Annotated in this window: 16 protein-coding genes; 8 read left to right on the top strand and 8 right to left on the bottom strand. The window is 67.3% G+C overall.

Annotated features, from left to right (window positions below; all coding sequences use genetic code 11):
* Positions 1-2: 2 nt before the first annotated feature.
* On the bottom strand, positions 3-533 hold the full coding sequence (locus tag GTW51_RS00620; RefSeq protein WP_163041956.1) for a SixA phosphatase family protein: 531 nt from the start codon (positions 531-533) through the stop codon (positions 3-5).
* Between the two features lie 281 nt (positions 534-814).
* Between GTW51_RS00620 and dksA the strand changes: the two genes are divergently transcribed.
* Positions 815-1231, top strand: coding sequence for an RNA polymerase-binding protein DksA (dksA, locus tag GTW51_RS00615; protein WP_163041955.1), 417 nt, complete (start codon positions 815-817; stop codon positions 1229-1231).
* Positions 1232-1437: 206 nt separating this feature from the next.
* On the opposite strand, the gene GTW51_RS00610 is transcribed toward dksA, so the two are convergent.
* Positions 1438-2829 carry a flagellar biosynthetic protein FliO gene (locus GTW51_RS00610; RefSeq protein WP_203565825.1) on the bottom strand — a complete coding sequence of 464 codons (1392 nt, stop codon included), beginning with the start codon at positions 2827-2829 and terminating at the stop codon, positions 1438-1440.
* A gap of 325 nt (positions 2830-3154) precedes the next feature.
* Here GTW51_RS00610 and cckA point away from each other — a divergent pair, with 325 nt between their 5' ends.
* Positions 3155-5695: a cell cycle histidine kinase CckA gene (gene cckA / locus GTW51_RS00605; RefSeq protein WP_163041953.1), complete on the top strand. Its 2541-nt coding sequence runs from the start codon at positions 3155-3157 to the stop codon at positions 5693-5695.
* A 19-nt stretch (positions 5696-5714) separates the two neighbouring features.
* Here the strand turns inward: cckA and GTW51_RS00600 are convergent, their stop codons facing one another.
* Together GTW51_RS00600 and GTW51_RS00595 are read right to left on the bottom strand one after the other, a co-directional pair.
* Positions 5715-6635 carry a pseudouridine-5'-phosphate glycosidase gene (locus GTW51_RS00600; protein WP_163041952.1) on the bottom strand — a complete coding sequence of 307 codons (921 nt, stop codon included), beginning with the start codon at positions 6633-6635 and terminating at the stop codon, positions 5715-5717.
* Entirely contained in the window at positions 6635-7597 is a 963-nt protein-coding gene (locus GTW51_RS00595) for a carbohydrate kinase family protein (protein ID WP_163041951.1), read from the bottom strand. Before GTW51_RS00595 ends, GTW51_RS00600 begins: the two co-directional genes overlap by 1 nt.
* A 161-nt stretch (positions 7598-7758) precedes the next feature.
* Here GTW51_RS00595 and recA point away from each other — a divergent pair, with 161 nt between their 5' ends.
* Positions 7759-8838 carry a recombinase RecA gene (recA, locus tag GTW51_RS00590; RefSeq protein WP_163041950.1) on the top strand — a complete coding sequence of 360 codons (1080 nt, stop codon included), beginning with the start codon at positions 7759-7761 and terminating at the stop codon, positions 8836-8838.
* A gap of 162 nt (positions 8839-9000) precedes the next feature.
* On the top strand, positions 9001-11667 hold the full coding sequence (gene alaS / locus GTW51_RS00585; protein ID WP_163041949.1) for an alanine--tRNA ligase: 2667 nt from the start codon (positions 9001-9003) through the stop codon (positions 11665-11667).
* 77 nt (positions 11668-11744) lie between these two features.
* Here alaS and GTW51_RS00580 read toward each other — a convergent pair whose 3' ends face one another.
* Together GTW51_RS00580 and GTW51_RS00575 are read right to left on the bottom strand one after the other, a co-directional pair.
* Positions 11745-12116, bottom strand: a complete 372-nt coding sequence (locus GTW51_RS00580) for a PRC-barrel domain-containing protein (protein ID WP_163041948.1) — start codon at positions 12114-12116, stop codon at positions 11745-11747.
* Positions 12117-12292: 176 nt separating this feature from the next.
* Positions 12293-13504 carry an NADP-dependent isocitrate dehydrogenase gene (locus GTW51_RS00575; RefSeq protein ID WP_163041947.1) on the bottom strand — a complete coding sequence of 404 codons (1212 nt, stop codon included), beginning with the start codon at positions 13502-13504 and terminating at the stop codon, positions 12293-12295.
* Between the two features lie 195 nt (positions 13505-13699).
* Between GTW51_RS00575 and GTW51_RS00570 the strand changes: the two genes are divergently transcribed.
* From GTW51_RS00570 to murI, 3 genes are read left to right on the top strand one after another with little or no spacing between them, the layout of a single operon-like run.
* Positions 13700-15178: a carboxylesterase/lipase family protein gene (locus GTW51_RS00570; RefSeq protein ID WP_163041946.1), complete on the top strand. Its 1479-nt coding sequence runs from the start codon at positions 13700-13702 to the stop codon at positions 15176-15178.
* Between the two features lie 58 nt (positions 15179-15236).
* On the top strand, positions 15237-16052 hold the full coding sequence (locus GTW51_RS00565; protein WP_246232458.1) for an RNA methyltransferase: 816 nt from the start codon (positions 15237-15239) through the stop codon (positions 16050-16052).
* A complete protein-coding gene (murI, locus tag GTW51_RS00560) occupies positions 16049-16837 on the top strand; it encodes a glutamate racemase (protein ID WP_163041945.1) in 789 nt (262 codons plus the stop codon). The genes GTW51_RS00565 and murI overlap by 4 nt, the downstream gene beginning before the upstream one ends.
* Positions 16838-16872: 35 nt before the next feature.
* On the opposite strand, the gene GTW51_RS00555 is transcribed toward murI, so the two are convergent.
* Together GTW51_RS00555 and GTW51_RS00550 are read right to left on the bottom strand one after the other, a co-directional pair.
* Complete coding sequence (locus tag GTW51_RS00555; protein ID WP_163041944.1) at positions 16873-17439, bottom strand: DUF2799 domain-containing protein; 567 nt, start codon at positions 17437-17439, stop codon at positions 16873-16875.
* A 124-nt stretch (positions 17440-17563) separates the two neighbouring features.
* Entirely contained in the window at positions 17564-18073 is a 510-nt protein-coding gene (locus GTW51_RS00550; protein WP_163041943.1) for a hypothetical protein, read from the bottom strand.
* A gap of 157 nt (positions 18074-18230) precedes the next feature.
* Here GTW51_RS00550 and GTW51_RS00545 point away from each other — a divergent pair, with 157 nt between their 5' ends.
* Positions 18231-18389: a YqaE/Pmp3 family membrane protein gene (locus GTW51_RS00545; RefSeq protein WP_163041942.1), complete on the top strand. Its 159-nt coding sequence runs from the start codon at positions 18231-18233 to the stop codon at positions 18387-18389.
* Positions 18390-18528: the final 139 nt, after the last annotated feature.

Below are 18528 nucleotides of genomic sequence, written 5' to 3'. Positions count from 1 at the left end.
CGTCAGCCGTCGCCGAACTCGGCGGGAACGAGCAGCCGACGAAGCCTGCCGGCACCGGGGGTGATGTCAGCGAGGGTGGTGCCGAATTCGACGATCGCCAGGCCGCAGGTGGGAAAGCCCGCCGCGAGTGTCTCAAGCGCTTCCGCCTCGCCGTCGCCGGCGAGGGAGACGGTGAATTCCTCGATGGTCGGGTTGTGGCCGATGATGAGGACGCCGCCGGCGTCGCCCACGCGGCATGCCTCGGCATAGTAGGCGTCGACGCCAAGGGCATAGAGCGAGTCGGAGAGATGTTCTGGCGTTCCGGCCGGCAGCGCCGGGCGCACGAGGTCCAGCGTCTCGGTGGCGCGGGTCGCGGTGGAGCTTGCCACCGCATCGATGCGCCATTCGGCTTTCGCCAGGAAGGCCCCGAGCCGAAACGCGTCGTCGCGGCCGCGCTCGTCGAGCGGGCGCTGGTGATCGCGCTGACCCGGCAGGGCCCAGGACGAATGCGCATGGCGCAGGATGAAGAGACGGCTTCGCGGGTCAGCAGACATGCTTGTTCGAGTAAGCCGAATCGGCCGCCGCGGCAATCGGGGCGCGGCACCGGCGACAATCCCCGCGCGAGCCGCAAGCGACGCACCAGTATCGGTGGATAAGGCGCCGGGCCGGCGCGCGCGTCATCCACGTGTCACGCTTCGTGGTGGATATGCGCGCTGAAAGGCGAACGAATTCCGCGCGTTAGTTTTTCGAGTCACTTTCAGGTTGTCGCGGATGAAGCAACTTGTTCGCTTGCGGAAGCGTCGTTATAAGCCCGGCTGCGGAACGGAGGTGCCCAATGAGCGAGACACTCAAGATGGATGCGACCCTGTCGGAAGACGGCCCGTTCATGAATGATCGCCAGAAGGAGTACTTTCGCCGAAAGCTGCTCGCCTGGAAGGCCGAGATCCTGCGCGAATCACGCGAGACGCTCGAAGCGCTCGCCAACGAGAACAGCAGCCAGGCGGACGCCGCCGACCGGGCCTCATCCGAGACCGACCGGGCGATCGAGTTGCGGGCCCGCGACCGCCAGCGCAAGCTGATCTCCAAGATCGACGCCGCGTTGGAGCGGATCGAGGACGGGACCTACGGCTTCTGCGAAGAGACCGGCGAGCCGATCAGCCTGAAGCGCCTCGACGCGCGGCCGATCGCCACGATGTCGCTGGAGGCGCAGGAGCGCCACGAGCGGCGCGAGAAGGTGTATCGGGACGAATAGGCCGACCGGCCCATAAAGGGCCTCGGCGTCTGACACATCCGGGGCCTCCCGGGCCTCCGACAGGGACCACCAGACGAGTTCTCGGTGCGACGGTCTTGGGTTGAGGCCGTTCCCTGAAGCTTCGGTTTAGTGCTGCGTGTCCGGCAGCCTGCCAGCCAACCGCACGGTCGTCACGGTGCAGGCTGCGACACCTGCGCCAGTGCCTCTCAGCCGCGGTCGCGGCGATCGCTCTCCCCGAAGCTGAAATCACCCAGCAGGCGTTCCATCTCCTCTTCGAGCGTCAGCTTGCGTGCCGGCGATTCGGCATTTGCAGCGGGCGGCGTCGATTGGCGTTTCGGCTCGGGAGCGGGTTCCACGGTCGTGGTCGCAGCCGAAATTGGCTGAGGCACGGGCTCCGTCAACTGCGGCGCGCTGGCCGGACCATTATCGGCCTCCGGGCGTGAAGGCGTCGCTGCATCTGATGAAACCTCTGGCGCATCGTCGCGTGACAGTTCCAGATCGAGTTCAGCCGACAGGAAATCCTCGAGGCTCGGCTCTTGCGTCGCCACGCCGGCCGGCTCATCACGCGACGCGGCGGGCTGCACAGGCACGACTGGCGGCGCGGCCGCGACAGGCGGGGCGATAGCCGGCTTCGGCGGCGCCACCGGCGCTTGCACATCGAGCGGCGCGCCGCGGTTCTGGATGGCGGTGGCGAAGCTGCGCACGGAGAGCGGGCGTCGCTCGAGTGCTGCTTCGGCCGGCTTGTCCAGCGTCACCACCGGCGCGCTGGCGGCCGGCGCGCGTGGCAGGCTCGTCGACGGGGAACGGCTCAGGCGCTCGCGCAGCTCGGCGCGCTGCCGCGACATATCGGGCGTGGGCTGCGGGTCGGGCATCGCCAGCGACGGCTCGATTCGACCGGTGCTCTGAGACGATGCGGCGGGCGTCGGCTGCCGTGCAGCTGCCTCTTCGCGCTGCGCAGCCGGCAGTGTCGGGGTCGCCATCGACCGCGGCTGTACCGGCGGGGCCGGCGGGACGGGCGGGCGCGGCGGAAGCCGGACGGCCTCTGCCTCGGGCCGGCGCGCATCGGGCAGCGGCGCCGCGTCGCGCTTCGGAGCCGCCGGACGCGGCGGCGCGACCACGGGAGCCGGCGCTGGCGTCGCGACGGGGCTCGGTGCCGCTTCGGTGCGAGGTTCGGGGGCGTTCGTGTCGCCGTTCTGCGCTCCATGCCGCGGCTCGTGCCGGGCCGGCGCGGGCGGCGGAGCAACATGCGGGCGGCTCTGGCGCTCGTCACCGTTGGACGGGGCATCCCAGCGGCGTGCCGCCGGCGCGTCGTCAGGGTCGGGCAACCGGTCCAGTTGCGGCTCGGTGCGCGAACGGGCGGCTGGTACGCGAAGGATGTTCCCCTCCAGCAGGATATCCGTCTGGCCGCCGACGAGCACCAGATGCTCGACCTCGTCGCGCCGCACCAGCACCAGCCGGCGCTTCTCGTCGATCCGCGCCACGTCCATGACCGCCAGCCGCGGTGCCCGCGTCTTGAACCCGCCACCACCGATGCCGCCAAAGGCCTTCTTGGCGAGCAGGATCACCACGATCGCCAGAAGGCAGACGACGAGGGCCACGATCGCCACCCAGACGATCGGGGCGAGGCTCTCCCCGACGATATCGACAAGCCATTGGGGCATGGGCTGCAGCTCCTGCGGGGCGGGAGGGACGACCGCAGCCTAAAAAGCTGTGGCCGGGCCGAGTTGAACGAAGAGGTCCCAAACTCAAGCATAGGACCAGCTTGGCTGTTCATAGTGCGTCATTGATCGCGCGCGAAGGCGGAAGCGGGCTTTTTCGCGATTGCAGGCCAAAGAAAAACCGTTCAAGCGACATCTCGCCTCGGTCTGGCTTTTGATTCAGTATCGCGCGCGCCCAACATGGCGCATGCAGGCGAGGGGCAGAATGAACGGAGTGGCCATGGGAACGGTCGAGAAGCCTTTGATCGACCGGGCCGCGGCGGCCTCCGGCGTGCGCCGCCTGCTGGTGCTCGGCGGCGGGCTGATCCTTCTGGCGGCGCTGCTGGCGCTGTTCGGCCATGCCTATGGCGCGATCGCGCTGGTGATCATCTTCGGGGCGCTGGCCATCGCCGGCATCGCCGCGATCTTCGCCACCGCCCTCGGCTTCGTCCAGTTCACCGGCCGAATCGCCGAAGGCGCGATCGCCAAGGATTTCCTCGACACGGCACGAACCGGAACGTTGATCGTCGACCGCAAGGGTCGGATCATCTACGCCAACCGCGCCTATGGCGAGGCAACCGGTGCTACGACGGCAACCACGGTGAAGACGCTGGAGCGGCTCCTGGCGCGCGAGCCAGAGGCATCCGAGGCGATCTACGCGCTGGCGAACCTCGCGCGGGAAAATCGCGCGGGTCACCGCGAGTTCCGGCTGCCGCGCAGCCTGTCCGGCGGCGAAGCCGCCCCGACGGCTCACTGGTACCGCGCCTCGGTGCGGCCGCTGGCGACATCGAACGGCCTGCTGCAGGCATGGCAGATCCTCGACATCACCGCCGACCGCAAGCACGAGGAAAGCTCGTTCCAGGACCTGCAGCACGCGATCGACTATCTCGACAAGGCGCCGGCCGGCTTCTTCGCAGCCGATGCCGATCATCGCATCGCCTATTTGAACGCCACGCTGGCCGGCTGGCTCGATGTCGACCTCAGCGAATTCAAGCCGTTCAGCCGCTCGATCCTCGAATTCGTGCCCGAAGTCTCGCATGGGTTGCTGTCGCCGCGCCTGAACGTCGGCGCGTCTGACGCGCCGACAGTAATCGATCTCGATCTCGTCACCGAGCGGGGGCAGAGCCTGCCGGTCCGGCTGCTCCGACGCAGCGCCGAAGGCGACGCGGCGGCGCCGGGCATCGTGCGAACGCTGGTGCTGAACCGCGGCGGCGACAACGAGGCGCCGGGCTCGCTGGAAGTCGCGGAGGCACGCTTCACGCGCTTCTTCAACTCCTCGCCGATGGCGATCGCCGCGCTGGACGAGCACGGGCGCGTGGTGCGGGCGAATGCCGTCTTCGGCCAGCTGTTCGGTGCAGAGGCAGCCGCCGGCGGCGCCGAGATCGAACGCAGCCTGCGCGAGAACGGCCGCGAGGGGCTGCGCCAGGCGCTGGCCGCGGCGACGACCGGGCGGGCCGGCATTCCGGCGATCGACGCCGAAATCGAAGGCGAGCCGCCGCGCTCCGTCCGGCTCTACATCAGCGCCGTGCCCAAGGCGGGTGGCGATAGCGACGAAGCGGCGATCCTCTACGGCGTCGACATCACCGAACAGCGCGTCCTCGAGGACCAGTACGCCAAGAGCCAGAAGATGCAGGCGATCGGCAATCTTGCGGGCGGCATCGCGCATGATTTCAACAACGTGCTGACCATCATCACCGCCTCGGTCGACTTCCTGCTGCTCAATCACCGCACCGGCGATCCGTCCTTCCAGGATCTCCTGCTGATCAAGCAGAGCGCCAACCGCGCCGCCTCGCTCGTCCGCCAGCTGCTGGCCTATTCGCGCCGCCAGACGATGCGGCCGAAGATGCTCAGCCTGACCGACGTGATCGCCGACATGCATCTGCTGCTGAAGCGGGTCAGCGGCGACAACACCAAGCTGGAACGGCGCCACGAGCGCGATCTCTGGCCGGTGATGGCCGATATCGGCCAGTTCGAGCAGGTGATCACCAATCTTGTTCAGAACGCCCGTGACGCCATGCCGGGGGGTGGCAGGATCACCATCTCGACGCGGAACGTTGCCGCCGACGAGGCCCGACGCTTCGGCTATGCCGAACTGACCGAGGGCGAGTACGTGCTCGTCGAGGTCGCCGATACCGGCACCGGCATGCCGGCGGAGGTCGCCGAGCGGATCTTCGAGCCGTTCTTCACCACCAAGGAGATCGGCAAGGGCACCGGGCTCGGCCTGTCGATGGTCTACGGCATCGTCAAGCAGTCCGGCGGCTTCATCTTCGTGGAATCGACGCAGGGCGAGGGCACGGCCTTCCGGATCTTCCTGCCGCGGCACATCCCGGCGCAGGTCACAGCCATCAAGAGCGAAGGCGGTTCCGTCGCCGCCAGCAACGCCAAGATGGATCTCTCCGGCACCGCCTCGATCCTGCTCGTCGAGGACGAGGACCATGTGCGCGCCGGCAACGTCCGGGCGCTGAAGATGCGCGGCTACGAGGTCCACGAGGCCGCATCCGGCATCGAGGCGCTCGAGGTGATGGAAGAGCTCGAGGGCCGCATCGATCTCATCGTCTCCGACGTCGTGATGCCGGAAATGGACGGGCCGACGCTGCTGCGCGAGATGCGCCAGAAACGACCGGACCTGAAGTTCATCTTCGTCTCGGGCTACGCCGAGGACGCGTTTGCCAAGAACCTGCCGGAGGGCGAGAAGTTCGGCTTCCTCGCCAAGCCGTTCTCGCTGCGCGACCTTGCGGTCTCCGTGAAGACCATGCTCGACGAATAGCGCCCGTCGAGCCGGCGCCTCAGCCGCGCTCGTGCAGCGCCACGGCGATCCGGGCGGCGAGGCGGGCGTTGTTCTCGACCAGGGCGATGTTGGCCGCCAGCGAGCGTCCGTCGCTGAGCTCGAACATCCGCTGCAGCAGGAACGGCGTGACCGCCTTGCCGGCGATACCCCGGGCTTCGGCGTCGGCCAGCGCGGCGCCGATCCAGCCGTCCACCGTCGCCTGCGGCAGCGCATCTTCTTCCGGAACCGGATTGGCGATGAGCATCCCACCTTCGATGCCGAGGCTCGTGCGCGCCGCCTGGAAAGCCGCGATCTGTTCCGGCGTGTCGAGCCGTAGCGGCGCCGGGATGCCGGAGCCGCGCGACCAGAAGGCCGGCAGCTCGTCGGCGCCGTGGCAGACGACGGGAACGCCTTTGGTCTCCAGGACTTCGTAGGTTTTCTTCAGATCCAGAATCGCCTTGGCGCCGGCGCAGACGACCAGAACCGGCGTGCGCGCCAGCTCCTCGAGATCGGCCGAGATGTCGAAGCTCGTTTCGGCGCCGCGATGCACGCCGCCGATCCCGCCGGTCGCGAAGACGCGGATGCCGGCCAGCGCTGCGGCGATCATCGTCGCCGCAACGGTCGTCGCCCCGGTGCGCCCGGACGCGACGGCAAAGGCAAGGTCCGCCCGCGACAGCTTCATGGCGTCGCGCACGGTTGCGAGGCCCTCCAGCTCCGCCGCCTCGAGCCCGATGCGGAGGCGGCCGTGCAGCACGGCAATGGTCGCCGGGACGGCGCCTTCCTCGCGGATGATCGCCTCGACCCGCCGGGCCATGGCGAGGTTCTGCGGGTAGGGCATGCCGTGCGTGACGATGGTCGATTCGAGCGCCACCAGGGGCTGTCCTGCCTCTTTCGCGGCGGCGACTTCGCCAGAGAGGCCGAATTGGGGAGCTGGTGTCATCAGAAGGTCCTTTCCTGCTGACGCGGGGCGGGCATGCCGGCTAGGCATTCATCGACCAGCCGCGCCATTTCGGGCGGCGGGAACGTCTCGGCGGCGACCCGCAGCGACGAGGCGGCGATGCCGCGGCGCACGCACTCGATCCAGGGATGCCTGGCCAAATGGCCGGCCAGTGCGACGGCCGCGAGCGTGTCGCCGGCCCCGGTGACGTCGCGCGGCACCACCGTCGGCGGCTGCTGGAAAAGCACCGTGTCGCCCTCGATGATCGCCACGTCGCGCGGACCGTCGGTGATCACCGCTCGGCTAACGCCGATTTCGGCGAGGAGTTCGGCAAGAAGCAGGGGACTCGTCGCCGCCGTCGCCTCGACGAGGCTGGCGGCTTCGGCACGGGAGAGGAAGACAGCGGTAAGGACCGGCAGGATGGCCGTCAGCCGGCTGACCTTGGCTGGCGAGACGCCGATCGCGATGATCGGGCGCTGGCCCGCAGCCGCCATGAGCGCGGATAGGGTCGCCGGCGGCAGATTGGCATCGACCAGCAGCGCGTCGCACCGCGCCAGTGCCTTGCGGACGTGGACCCGGGTGAAGACGCGGGGCACCAGCCTGTCGTAGAGCGCCATGTCGGCAATGCCGGCGACCAGCTCGCTGCGATCGTCGAGCACGGCGGTGTAGTTCGGCGTCCGTCGGTCCAGCCACGTCACGCTGACATCGTCGAAGCCGAGCTCCGCAAGGGCGCGGGCGATCCTCTGGCCGTCGGCATCCCCGCCCCGGGCGCCGTGAAACGCCACGTGACAGCCAAGCCCATGCAAGGCGACCGCTGCGTTGAAGGCGGCGCCCCCCGGAACGTCGAAGAGATGCCCAGGGTTGGACGCACCGGCAACGAAGGGCACGTCCGCCTTGGCGCGGCGATCGATGTGTGCGGCGCCGGCGACGAAGATGGCGGGCGACCGTGCGGGGGCGGGGTTCATTGAACCTTAAGCATTGGCCGGGGTGAGCGGCGATTCGCGGAGTCCTGCGAAAGCAGAACAAAGCAGGACAATCGGCTTGCCAGAAGAGAACAAACGCGGTACAAATTCGCCCAAGCCGTCATTGCACCCCGATCCAACGCGTGAAATAAGGTCCCGTCTTCATGGCACAGAACTCACTCCGTCTCGTCGAGGAAAATTCGTTGGACAAGACCAAGGCTCTCGATGCCGCGCTTTCGCAGATCGAGCGGGCGTTCGGCAAGGGCTCGATCATGCGGTTGGGCGAGAACGAGAAGATCGTCGAGATCGAGACGGTCTCTACCGGCTCGATCGGCCTCGACATCGCGCTCGGCGTCGGCGGCCTGCCGAAGGGCCGCATCGTCGAGATCTACGGCCCGGAAAGCTCGGGCAAGACGACGCTGGCGCTGCACACGATCGCGGAAGCCCAGAAGAAAGGCGGCATCTGCGCCTTCGTCGACGCCGAGCACGCGCTCGATCCGGTCTATGCCCGCAAGCTCGGCGTCGATCTGGAAAATCTCCTGATCTCGCAGCCCGATACCGGCGAGCAGGCACTGGAGATCACCGACACGCTGGTCCGCTCCGGCGCCATCGACGTCCTGGTCATCGATTCGGTCGCGGCGCTGACGCCGCGGGCCGAGATCGAGGGCGAGATGGGCGATTCGCTGCCGGGCATGCAGGCGCGGCTGATGAGCCAGGCGCTGCGCAAGCTCACCGGCTCGATCTCGCGTTCCAAGTGCATGGTGATCTTCATCAACCAGATCCGCATGAAGATCGGCGTCATGTTCGGCTCGCCCGAGACGACGACGGGCGGCAATGCATTGAAGTTCTATGCCTCGGTCCGCCTCGACATCCGCCGGATCGGCGCGATCAAGGATCGCGACGAGGTCACTGGCAACCAGACCAAGGTCAAGGTGGTCAAGAACAAGCTGGCGCCGCCGTTCAAGCAGGTCGAATTCGACATCATGTATGGCGAGGGCGTCTCGAAGACCGGCGAGCTCATCGATCTGGGCGTCAAGTCCGGCATCGTCGAGAAATCCGGTGCCTGGTTCTCCTACAACAGCCAGCGACTCGGCCAGGGGCGCGAGAACTCGAAGACGTTCCTGCGCGACAACCCGGCGATCGCCGACGAGATCGAGCTGTCGATCCGGCAGAATGCCGGGCTGATCGCCGAGCAGCTGCTCGTCGATACCGGCGACGGCGACAGCGCCGCAGCCGACGATTGATGCTCCTCCGATCCCGCCGGCAGTCATGCTGCCGGCGGGATCGCCGCGTTCGCCTGATAGACACCTGTTTGCGGCCTCTGTACAAAGCGCCCTTCGGTCGGCGTGGCTGGCGTCGCGTGACGCTGCCCGCCATTGTCCCCGCAGGTGCTTCGAAGGTCTTTCATGAGTGGCGTCAACGAGATACGGTCCGCGTTCCTGGACTATTTTGCGCGTGAAGGTCACGAGAAGGTGGCGTCGTCGCCGCTGGTGCCGCGCAACGACCCGACATTGATGTTCACCAATGCGGGCATGGTGCAGTTCAAGAACGTCTTCACCGGGCTCGAGAAGCGCGACTACCAGCGCGCCGTCACCTCGCAGAAATGCGTGCGGGCCGGCGGCAAGCACAACGATCTCGATAATGTCGGCTACACCGCCCGGCACCACACCTTCTTCGAGATGCTCGGGAATTTCTCCTTCGGAGATTATTTCAAGGAACGGGCCATCGAGCTCGCCTGGAACCTGATAACCCGCGAATACGCGATCCCGGCCGATCGGCTGCTGGTCACCGTCTATTCGGAGGACGAGGAAGCGGCAGTGCTCTGGCGCAAGATCGCCGGGCTGTCCGACGACCGCATCATCCGTATCGCCACCTCCGACAATTTCTGGTCGATGGGCGAGACCGGCCCCTGTGGTCCGTGCTCGGAGATCTTCTACGACCACGGCGAAGGGATTCCCGGCGGACCGCCCGGAAGCCCCGACGAAGACGGCGACCGTTTCATCGAGATCTGGAATCTCGTGTTCATGCAGTACGAGCAGCTGAGTGCGTCGGAGCGGGTCGACCTGCCGCGCCCGTCGATCGACACCGGCATGGGGCTGGAGCGGATCGCGGCGGTGCTGCAGGGCGTCCACGACAATTACGACATCGACCTGTTCCGGGCGCTGATCGCCTCGGTGGAATCGGCCGTCGGCTCGCGGGCCGAGGGTGACGCGGTGGCGAGCCACCGGGTGATCGCCGACCACATCCGCGCGACGGCGTTCCTGATCGCCGACGGCGTGTTGCCATCCAACGAGGGACGCGGCTACGTGCTGCGCCGGATCATGCGGCGGGCGATGCGGCACGCCAAGCTGCTTGGAGCGCGCGAGCCGGTGCTCTACAAGATCCTGCCGACGCTGGTCGCCGAGATGGGCCGGGCCTATCCGGAGCTCGTCCGGGCCGAGGCGCTGATCTCCGAGACGCTGCAGCTGGAGGAAAAGCGTTTCCTGCAGACGCTCGACCGCGGCCTGTCGCTACTTGCCGACGCTACCGAAGGAATGAACGCCGGCGAGCGGCTTTCCGGCGACACCGCCTTCAAGCTCTACGACACCTACGGCTTCCCGCTCGACCTGACGCAGGACGCGCTGCGGCCGCGCGGTATTGCGGTGGATCTCGACGCCTTCAACACCGCGATGGAGCGCCAGAAGGCCGAGGCCCGCGCCAGCTGGGTCGGCTCCGGCGAGTCCTCGTCCGAGAATATCTGGTTCCCGGTCCGCGACCGGGTCGGCGCGACGGAGTTCCTTGGTTACGACACCGAGCGGGCGGAGGGCGCCGTTGTGGCGCTGGTCGCCGACGGTCGCGAGATCGAGACGGTGGAAGCCGGCACGGACGTCGCGGTCATCGTCAACCAGACACCGTTCTACGGCGAGTCCGGCGGGCAGCTCGGCGACAGCGGCACGATGCGGGGCGAGGGCGCGGAGATCGCCATCGCCGACACGCAGAAGGTGGCCAACGGGCTGTTCGTGCACCGCGGCAAGGTGACCAAGGGGCGCGTGCGGGTCGGCATGGCGCTGGATCTGGAAGTCGACCACTGCCGCCGCACCGGCATCCGCGCCAACCATTCCGCCACCCACCTGCTGCACGAGGGGCTGCGCGAAGTGCTCGGCTCGCACGTGGCGCAGAAGGGCTCGCTGGTTGCGCCGGATCGGCTGCGTTTCGACTTCTCGCATCCCAAGCCGTTGGTGGCGTCGGAAATCGCTGAGGTCGAGCGGTTGGCAAACCGGATCATCCTGCAGAATGCGCCGGTCGACACGCGGCTGATGGCCATCGACGACGCGATCGCCTCCGGCGCAATGGCGCTGTTCGGCGAGAAATACGGCGACGAGGTCCGGGTCGTCTCGATGGGCACAGCCGAAGAGGGTGCCAAGGCCGGCAAGGCCTATTCGATCGAGCTGTGCGGCGGCACGCATGTGCGCGCCACGGGCGATATCGGGCTGGTGCACGTGGTCGGCGAGAGCGCCGTCGGGGCCGGCGTGCGCCGGCTGGAAGCGCTGACAGGCGAGGCCGCGCGGGCCTATCTCAACGAGCAGGATGGGCGGGTGCGGCGGATGGCGGCGGCGCTGAAGGTGGCGCCTGCCGAGGCGGCGGAGCGGGTCGAGGCGCTTGTCGAGGAGCGGCGCCGGCTCGAACGGGAACTGGCCGAGGCGAAGAAGCGCCTGGCGATGGCGGGCGAGCCAGGCGCCGGCGAGGGGGCTGCAGCGCCGAAGGATATCGGCGGCGTGGCGTTCCTCGGCCGCGTCCTCGACGGCGTTGCCGGCAAGGACCTGAAGGGGCTGGTCGACGAGGCGAAGGCTCAGCTCGGATCGGGGATCGTGGTTTTCGTCGGCATCGCCGAAGGCAAGGCGTCCGTCGTCGTCGGCGTCACGCCCGACCTGACTGCCCGCTTCGATGCCGTGGCGCTGGTCCGCGAGGCCAGTGCTGCGATCGGCGGCAAGGGCGGCGGTGGCCGTCCCGACATGGCGCAGGCCGGCGGCTCGGAGACCGGCAACGCAGCCGCCGCCGTCGCGGCGGTCGAGGCCGTGCTGGCTGCCGCCTAGGCGAACGCAAAACGCCGGCCCAAGAGGGCCGGCGCTTCTATTCATTCAGTCTTCGGACATCAGTCCGTTGCCGATGGTCAGTCGTCCATCGGCATGGTGGCGACACCAGCCGCGTCGAGCGACAGCGTCATGCGGGCGCCATCCATGGCGAAATTCTCCAGACCGATGACGCGCTCCTCGTCACCGTAGCCTTCGCCGTCGAAGTCGACGACGAAGGCCGTCGGCGTGTTCGCGTCGGTGCCGACGACTTCCTCGATTTCGCCGATCTCAGTCCCTGCCGCATCGTAGACGTCCATGTCGTCGAGGTCGTCGACGGTCACGTTGAAGGGCGGGACCATCACGCTGTCGTCGACGTCCACCAACCCGGCGGTCTGGGCGAAGGCGGTGCCGGCAAAAAGCCCGGCCGAGAGCAGGGCGACGTGAAAGGTCTTGGTCGTGAAAGCGGTCATTCGGATACTCCTTGTTCGGCTAAAGGAAGTGCCCGAGCGTCCCGAAAGTTGCATGATTTTCCTGAGTCCGCCGCTATCGCAGCTTTCTCGCCTGCGTTCGCCGACCGGCAGCCGGACATGAAAACGCCCGGCTCTTGGCCGGGCGCTATCTGTTCAGTCGACCTCGGCGACGCGGCTTACGCCATCGCCTTCTGGAGGTTCTCGTCGACCTTGTCGAGGAAGCCGGTGGTCGACAGCCACGGCTGGTCCGGACCGATCAGCAGCGCCAGATCCTTGGTCATGTGGCCGCTCTCGACGGTCGCGATGCAGACGCGCTCCAGCGTGTCCGCGAAGGCCTTCAGCGGCGCGTTGTCGTCGAGCTTGGCGCGATGGGCAAGTCCGCGGGTCCAGGCGAAGATCGACGCGATCGAGTTGGTCGACGTCTGCTCGCCGCGCTGATGCTGGCGGTAATGCCGGGTCACCGTGCCGTGCGCGGCCTCGGCCTCGACGGTGCGGCCGTCCGGCGTCATCAGCACCGAGGTCATCAGGCCGAGCGAGCCGAAGCCCTGCGCGACCGTATCCGACTGCACGTCGCCATCGTAGTTCTTGCAGGCCCAGACGTAGCCGCCCGACCATTTCAGGTTGGAGGCGACCATGTCGTCGATCAGGCGATGCTCGTAGATGATCCGGGCTTCCTTGAACTTCTCCTCGAACTCGGCCTCGTAGACCTCCTGGAAGATGTCCTTGAAGCGGCCGTCATAGACCTTGAGGATGGTGTTCTTGGTCGACAGATACACCGGATAGCCGCGCTGCAGGCCGTAGTTCAGGGAAGCGCGGGCGAAGTCGCGGATCGAATCGTCGAGATTGTACATGGCCATGGCGACGCCGGCGGCGGGCGCGTCGTAGACCTCGTGCTCGATCGTCTCACCGTCCTCGCCGACGAACTTGATGGTCAGCTTGCCCTTGCCGGGGAAGCGGAAGTCGGTGGCGCGGTACTGGTCGCCGAAGGCGTGGCGCCCGACGATGACCGGCTTGGTCCAGCCCGGCACGAGGCGCGGCACGTTCTTGCAGATGATCGGCTCGCGGAAGATGACGCCGCCGAGAATGTTGCGGATCGTGCCGTTCGGCGAGCGCCACATCTTCTTCAGGCCGAATTCGGCGACGCGGTCCTCGTCCGGCGTGATGGTGGCGCATTTGACGCCGACGCCGTGCTTCTTGATGGCGTTGGCGGCGTCGATCGTCACCTGGTCGCCGGTCTCGTCACGGTGCTCGACGCCGAGGTCGTAATACTCGAGGTCGATGTCCAGGTAGGGGTGGATCAGCTTGTCCTTGATGAACGTCCAGATGATGCGGGTCATCTCGTCGCCGTCCAGTTCCACGACCGGATTATCGACCTTGATCTTTGCCATCGATGTCTTCCCCAGAAACTAAGATGCGGCCACGTGGCCGCTTGACAGCCGGTTGCAACGTGCCTCCCGACGCTTGCTGCGCCCTATATCACCGGTATCGGTGGAGGCAAAGCAGCGGCGCGCTATGATCGCAGCCGTCAATGTTTCGTCGGAGCGGCGCCGACCGGTGTCGCCATCCCCCCGAAGGAGTCCGTCATGCCCGAAACGCTTCGCGTCGAAGCGCCCTGCGGCCCGGTGAGCGGCATCGTCAAGGACGGGATCGCACGGTTCCTCGGCATCCCCTACGCCGAGCCGCCGCTGGGCATGGCCCGGTTTGCCCGGCCGCGGCCACGGCGGGCCTTCGACACGGTCTTCGTCGCCAACAAATACGGGCCGGCCGCGCCGCAGCGGCGGGCCATGCCGGAACCGCTCGGACGCATCGCCGGCACCACCAGCACCTTCCAAGAGGACTGCCTCAACCTCCACGTCTGGACACCGGACATCAACGGCAAGCAGCCGGTGCTGGTGTTCATTCACGGCGGTGCGTTCATCATCGGCTCGGGAGCGCAGTATCCCGGCGACGATCTTGCGCGCCGCGGCGACATTGTCGTCGTCACGATGAACTACCGGCTGGGGTTCTTCGGTTTCAACGCCTTCGCAGAGATATTCGAGGGCGACGATCGGTTCGCGGCAAATGCCGGCCTGCTCGACCAGCGGCTGGCGCTCGAATGGGTGCGGAACAACATTGCGGCCTTCGGCGGCGACCCCGAGCGCGTCACCATCGCGGGGGAGTCCGCGGGCGCCGCATCGGTGGCCTTCCACCTGGTGTCGGAGGCGTCGCGCGGTCTGTTTTCCCAGGCGGTCATCCAGTCGGGAACCCTCAACATGTTCCAGCCGCGGCAGACGGCCGAAGCGGTGCACCGCGAGGCGGTGAAGGCGCTTTTGCCCAATGGCGACCGAGAACGACTGTTCCGGATGAGCCACGGCACGTTCAGCGCGGCAACGCGGCCACTGGCGGCGAGGAACTCCGGCATCCTCACACGGCCGTATTGCGATGGCGTCGAGATGCCCGAGGCCGATCTCACCACGCTCTATGCCGCGATGAAGAAGGTGCCGATGATCATCGGTACAAATCGCGACGAGTTCTCCTTCTTCAGCGAACTGCCAGTGTTTCCGTTCGAAACGGAGAAGCCTGCGATGCAGGCCTGGATTGCCGGCGTTGCCGGTGCCGAAGCCGCCGAGCGCATCGCACGGCTCTATTCATCCGGGCGGGACGGGCGGATCGCCTTCGGCACGGACTTGCTGTTCCGCATGGCGGCGATCCACCAGGCCGAAATCCACTGCCGCGATGCGCCCACCTTCATGTATCGGCTCGACTGGGAGACGAAGGGCCTGCTGAGCCGGCTCGGCGCGACGCATTCGGCCGACCTGCCGCTGATCTTCGAGGACTTCCTGAAGCCGTTCCGCAGCGTCTATCTCGGGATCCTGCCGGACCACCACCGCCAGGCGCTGGCCGATCGGATGCGCGCCCACTGGGTCAGCTTCGTGCGCGATGGCCGCCCGGCTGACGGCTGGCCGGCCTACGAGGCCGAGAAGCGCGAAACCAAGGTCTTCGGAATCAGGGACCGGGTGCTCGCCGATCCGGAAGCCCTGCGGCGCGTCGCCTGGGAGGGGGTGGACGGCTTCGCGCCCTGATCGCCGTGCTTGGCGTGGCGCGCGAAGCGGGGTATTTGCACCCGAAAAGGGGCCGCGCTTGGCACAAGAACCAGAATATCCCGCCGCCGAACCGACGGCGACCGTGACCGATCGGCCGGGGCCGGCCGTCGTCCTCGTCGAGCCGCAGCTCGGCGAGAATATCGGCATGGTCGCCCGGGCGATGGCGAATTTCGGCCTGATCGACCTGCGCCTCGTCAATCCCCGCGACGGCTGGCCGAGCGAGAAGGCGCGGGCCGCTGCCTCGAGTGCGGACCACGTGATCGACGCGGTGCGGCTGTTCGACAGTGTCGAGGCGGCGGTCGCCGATATTACCTATCTCCTCGCCACCACGGCCCGCCCCCGTGACAGCTACAAGCCGGTGCGCGGGCCGGAAACCGCCGCTGGCGAAATGCGCGCCCGCGCCGCCGCCGGCCAGAAGGTCGGCATGCTGTTCGGGCGCGAGCGCTACGGCCTGTCGAACGCCGAGGTAGGCCTGGCGGACGAGATCGTCACCTTTCCCGTCGATCCGGCCTTCGCTTCGCTCAACATCGCGCAAGCGGTGCTCCTGATGAGCTATTCCTGGCGGGCGGCCGGGGCCGACGACGCGACGGCCCCGCGCTTCACGGCGCCTGAGGCGCCGCCGGCGGAGAAGGCTGACCTGCACCGGCTGCTCGATCATCTCGAAACGTCGCTGTCGCGCACCGGCTATTTCCACCCGCCCCATAAACGCGAGGCAATGGTGCAGAATCTCCGCACGATGCTCACGAAGGCGGGGTTCACCGAGCCGGAAGTGCGGACGCTGCGCGGCGTGTTGCGGGCGTTCGATTACGAGATGGGCGAACGAGGCCGGTCCGGCCGGGAAACGACGGGTTGAGCGCGCCGATCCTCGTCTTCGATTCCGGCATCGGCGGCCTGACCGTGCTGCGCGAATTGCGCACCCACATGCCGGACCGCAAATTCGTCTACGTCGCCGACGACGCCGGGTTTCCGTATGGCGACTGGCAGGAGGACCGGCTACGGGAGCGGATCGTCTCGCTGTTTAAGGACCTGGTGCCGCACTATGCGCCGCAACTGGCGGTGATTGCCTGCAATACGGCGTCGACGCTGGTGCTGGAGGATTTGCGCGCCGCCTTCGACATCCCCTTCGTCGGGACGGTGCCGGCGATCAAGCCGGCGGCCGAGCGGACCCGCTCCGGGCTGATCAGCGTCCTGGCGACGCCGGGGACGGTGCGGCGCGACTATACGCGCGACCTGATCGGCCGTTTCGCGGGTCATTGCGCGGTGCGGCTCGTCGGCTCGAGCGAACTCGCCCGGCTGACCGAGCAGTCGATCCTCGGGGGCGAGACCTCCGATGACGCGATCGCTGCCGAGATCGCTTCGTGCTTCGTGGAGGAGGAGGGGCGCCGGACCGACATCGTCGTGCTGGCCTGCACCCACTACCCGCTGATCGCCAATCGGTTCCGGCAGCTGGCGCCCTGGCCCGTGGACTGGCTCGATCCGGCCGAGGCGATCGCGCGCCGCGCCCGCTCGCTGAGCCCGGCGGCGGACGACATGCCCGAGGGGTTCGACCAGGCGCATTTCACCAGCGGCGAGGCATCCTATGCGATGCGCCGGCTGATCCGCGGGTTCGGCCTCGAATTCTCCAGCGAACGCGACTGACAAGACGTCTGCCGCGCCCGCCGCGTCCGTGATGGTCAGCGTCCGACGAGGTCGGCGAAGCGCTCGTAACGAAGGTCTTCCTGGACGCGCAGATCGTCCTCGGCATCCCAGAGGTCGTCCCGAAGTCGTTCGATCTCGCGGCGCTTCTCGCGCCGTTCCTCGTCGTCGTCCCGGATCTCGTCGATCTCGTATCGAAGCACGTCGATCCGGCTGCGCAACTGGTCGCGGCGCTGCCGCGCGTCGTAGACCTTCTTGTTCGCGTAGTAGGGGGCCTCGAAGCCGTTCTTCAGGCCGAGCGGGCAGGAGTCGGCGTAATAGCCTCCCTCCGCGCCGAGCCGTGCGCCATTGGCCGGGGTGCAGAAGGTGGTGATCCCCCCGTCCCAGCCGGCGCGCCAAGCCGCCGCGTCCGGTGTGATGCCATGTTTCGAGCAGGCCGCCTGATGCTCGGCCACGAAGCTGATCGGCTTGCCGCTGGCGCCGTCGGTTTCCCCGAGCCGACGCCAGTCGCTGGTCACGCATTCCTCTTCGGAGAGGGTCGCGCACGCATTAAGTGCCAGCACCACCCCGACGAAGAGCGGCACTGACCACGTCGTTTTATTCACGCCAGAAACTCCCCTTCCCATACGTCAGGCAAGGGGTGGCATCGTCCTCAGGAAAAATCAATCATGCGCAGCCGGACGCGAGCGGCCTTCGGCGTATCGCATACGCCAAAGGCGGTCTGAATGATCAGCCGCGTTGGAAGGAGAGGTCCGACACGGTGACGTCGCTGCCGTCGATGGACTCGATCACCTGCATGCGGAACGTGTCGTTGCCGGTGTTGCGGATCAGCATGCGCGCCTTGTTGTCGTCGTAGATCACGCGGCCCCAGGTGACCTGGAGATCCAGCGTGTCGCCCTGGCGCGAGCCGACGAGCTTGGCCGGGCCGCTGGCGGAGCCCGTATAGGTGCCGGTGTAGTTGCCGCTCGCTGGATCGATCTTGAGCTGCGCGCCGATCTCGCGGCTCATGATCAGCATCGAGCGGCACGTGCCCTGAAGCGCAAAGGCGGTCTCGCCCGAACGCGTGCCCTGAACGCTGCAGTTGACGTTGGTTGCGGTCGGCAGTTGCTCGACCTTTACCGAGCCGCCACCGCTCCAGCCACCATCGTAACGGGCAAGATAGTTCGCACCTTGCGCAAAGGCGCCGCCGGCAACGGCGGTGGCGAGGACGGCGAGCGTCGTGACGAGGATGGGCTTCATCGCAGGGTTTCCCGTTCGGAATGTCATTTGATATCTTCTTCTTAGCCGTCAGTTAGGGCGCGATGATGGCCATGGCGACTGTGCAAATGCGGCGATGCGGGGAACGGCCCGGTTCTCCCGGCGTTGAGGGACCATTGAATGGAAGGGCCCGCATCTCATGGACATCCTACGCATTATCCTCGCCATCATCCTGCCGCCGGTCGGCGTCTTCATGCAGGTGGGCTTCAGCAAGCACTTCTTCATCAACATCATCCTGACGCTTCTCGGCTACATCCCGGGCGTCATTCACGCTATCTGGGTCATCGCGAAGTACTGAGCCGTAACGGCACGGTTGACTTGAGCGCTGCAGGCTCTTAGGAACTGCCCGACCGGTTGGACTCGCTCCAGCCGGTTTTTTTCGACGTGTCCCGTGGACGGCATCGCATCGTGCCCATGCTGTCCTGTCAGTCCGCATC

This window comes from Aurantimonas aggregata (assembly GCF_010500835.1).
GTDB classification, from domain to species: domain Bacteria; phylum Pseudomonadota; class Alphaproteobacteria; order Rhizobiales; family Rhizobiaceae; genus Aurantimonas; species Aurantimonas aggregata.
Note: the sequence above shows the minus strand (reverse complement) of the source record. Positions and strands in the feature narration are given on the sequence as shown.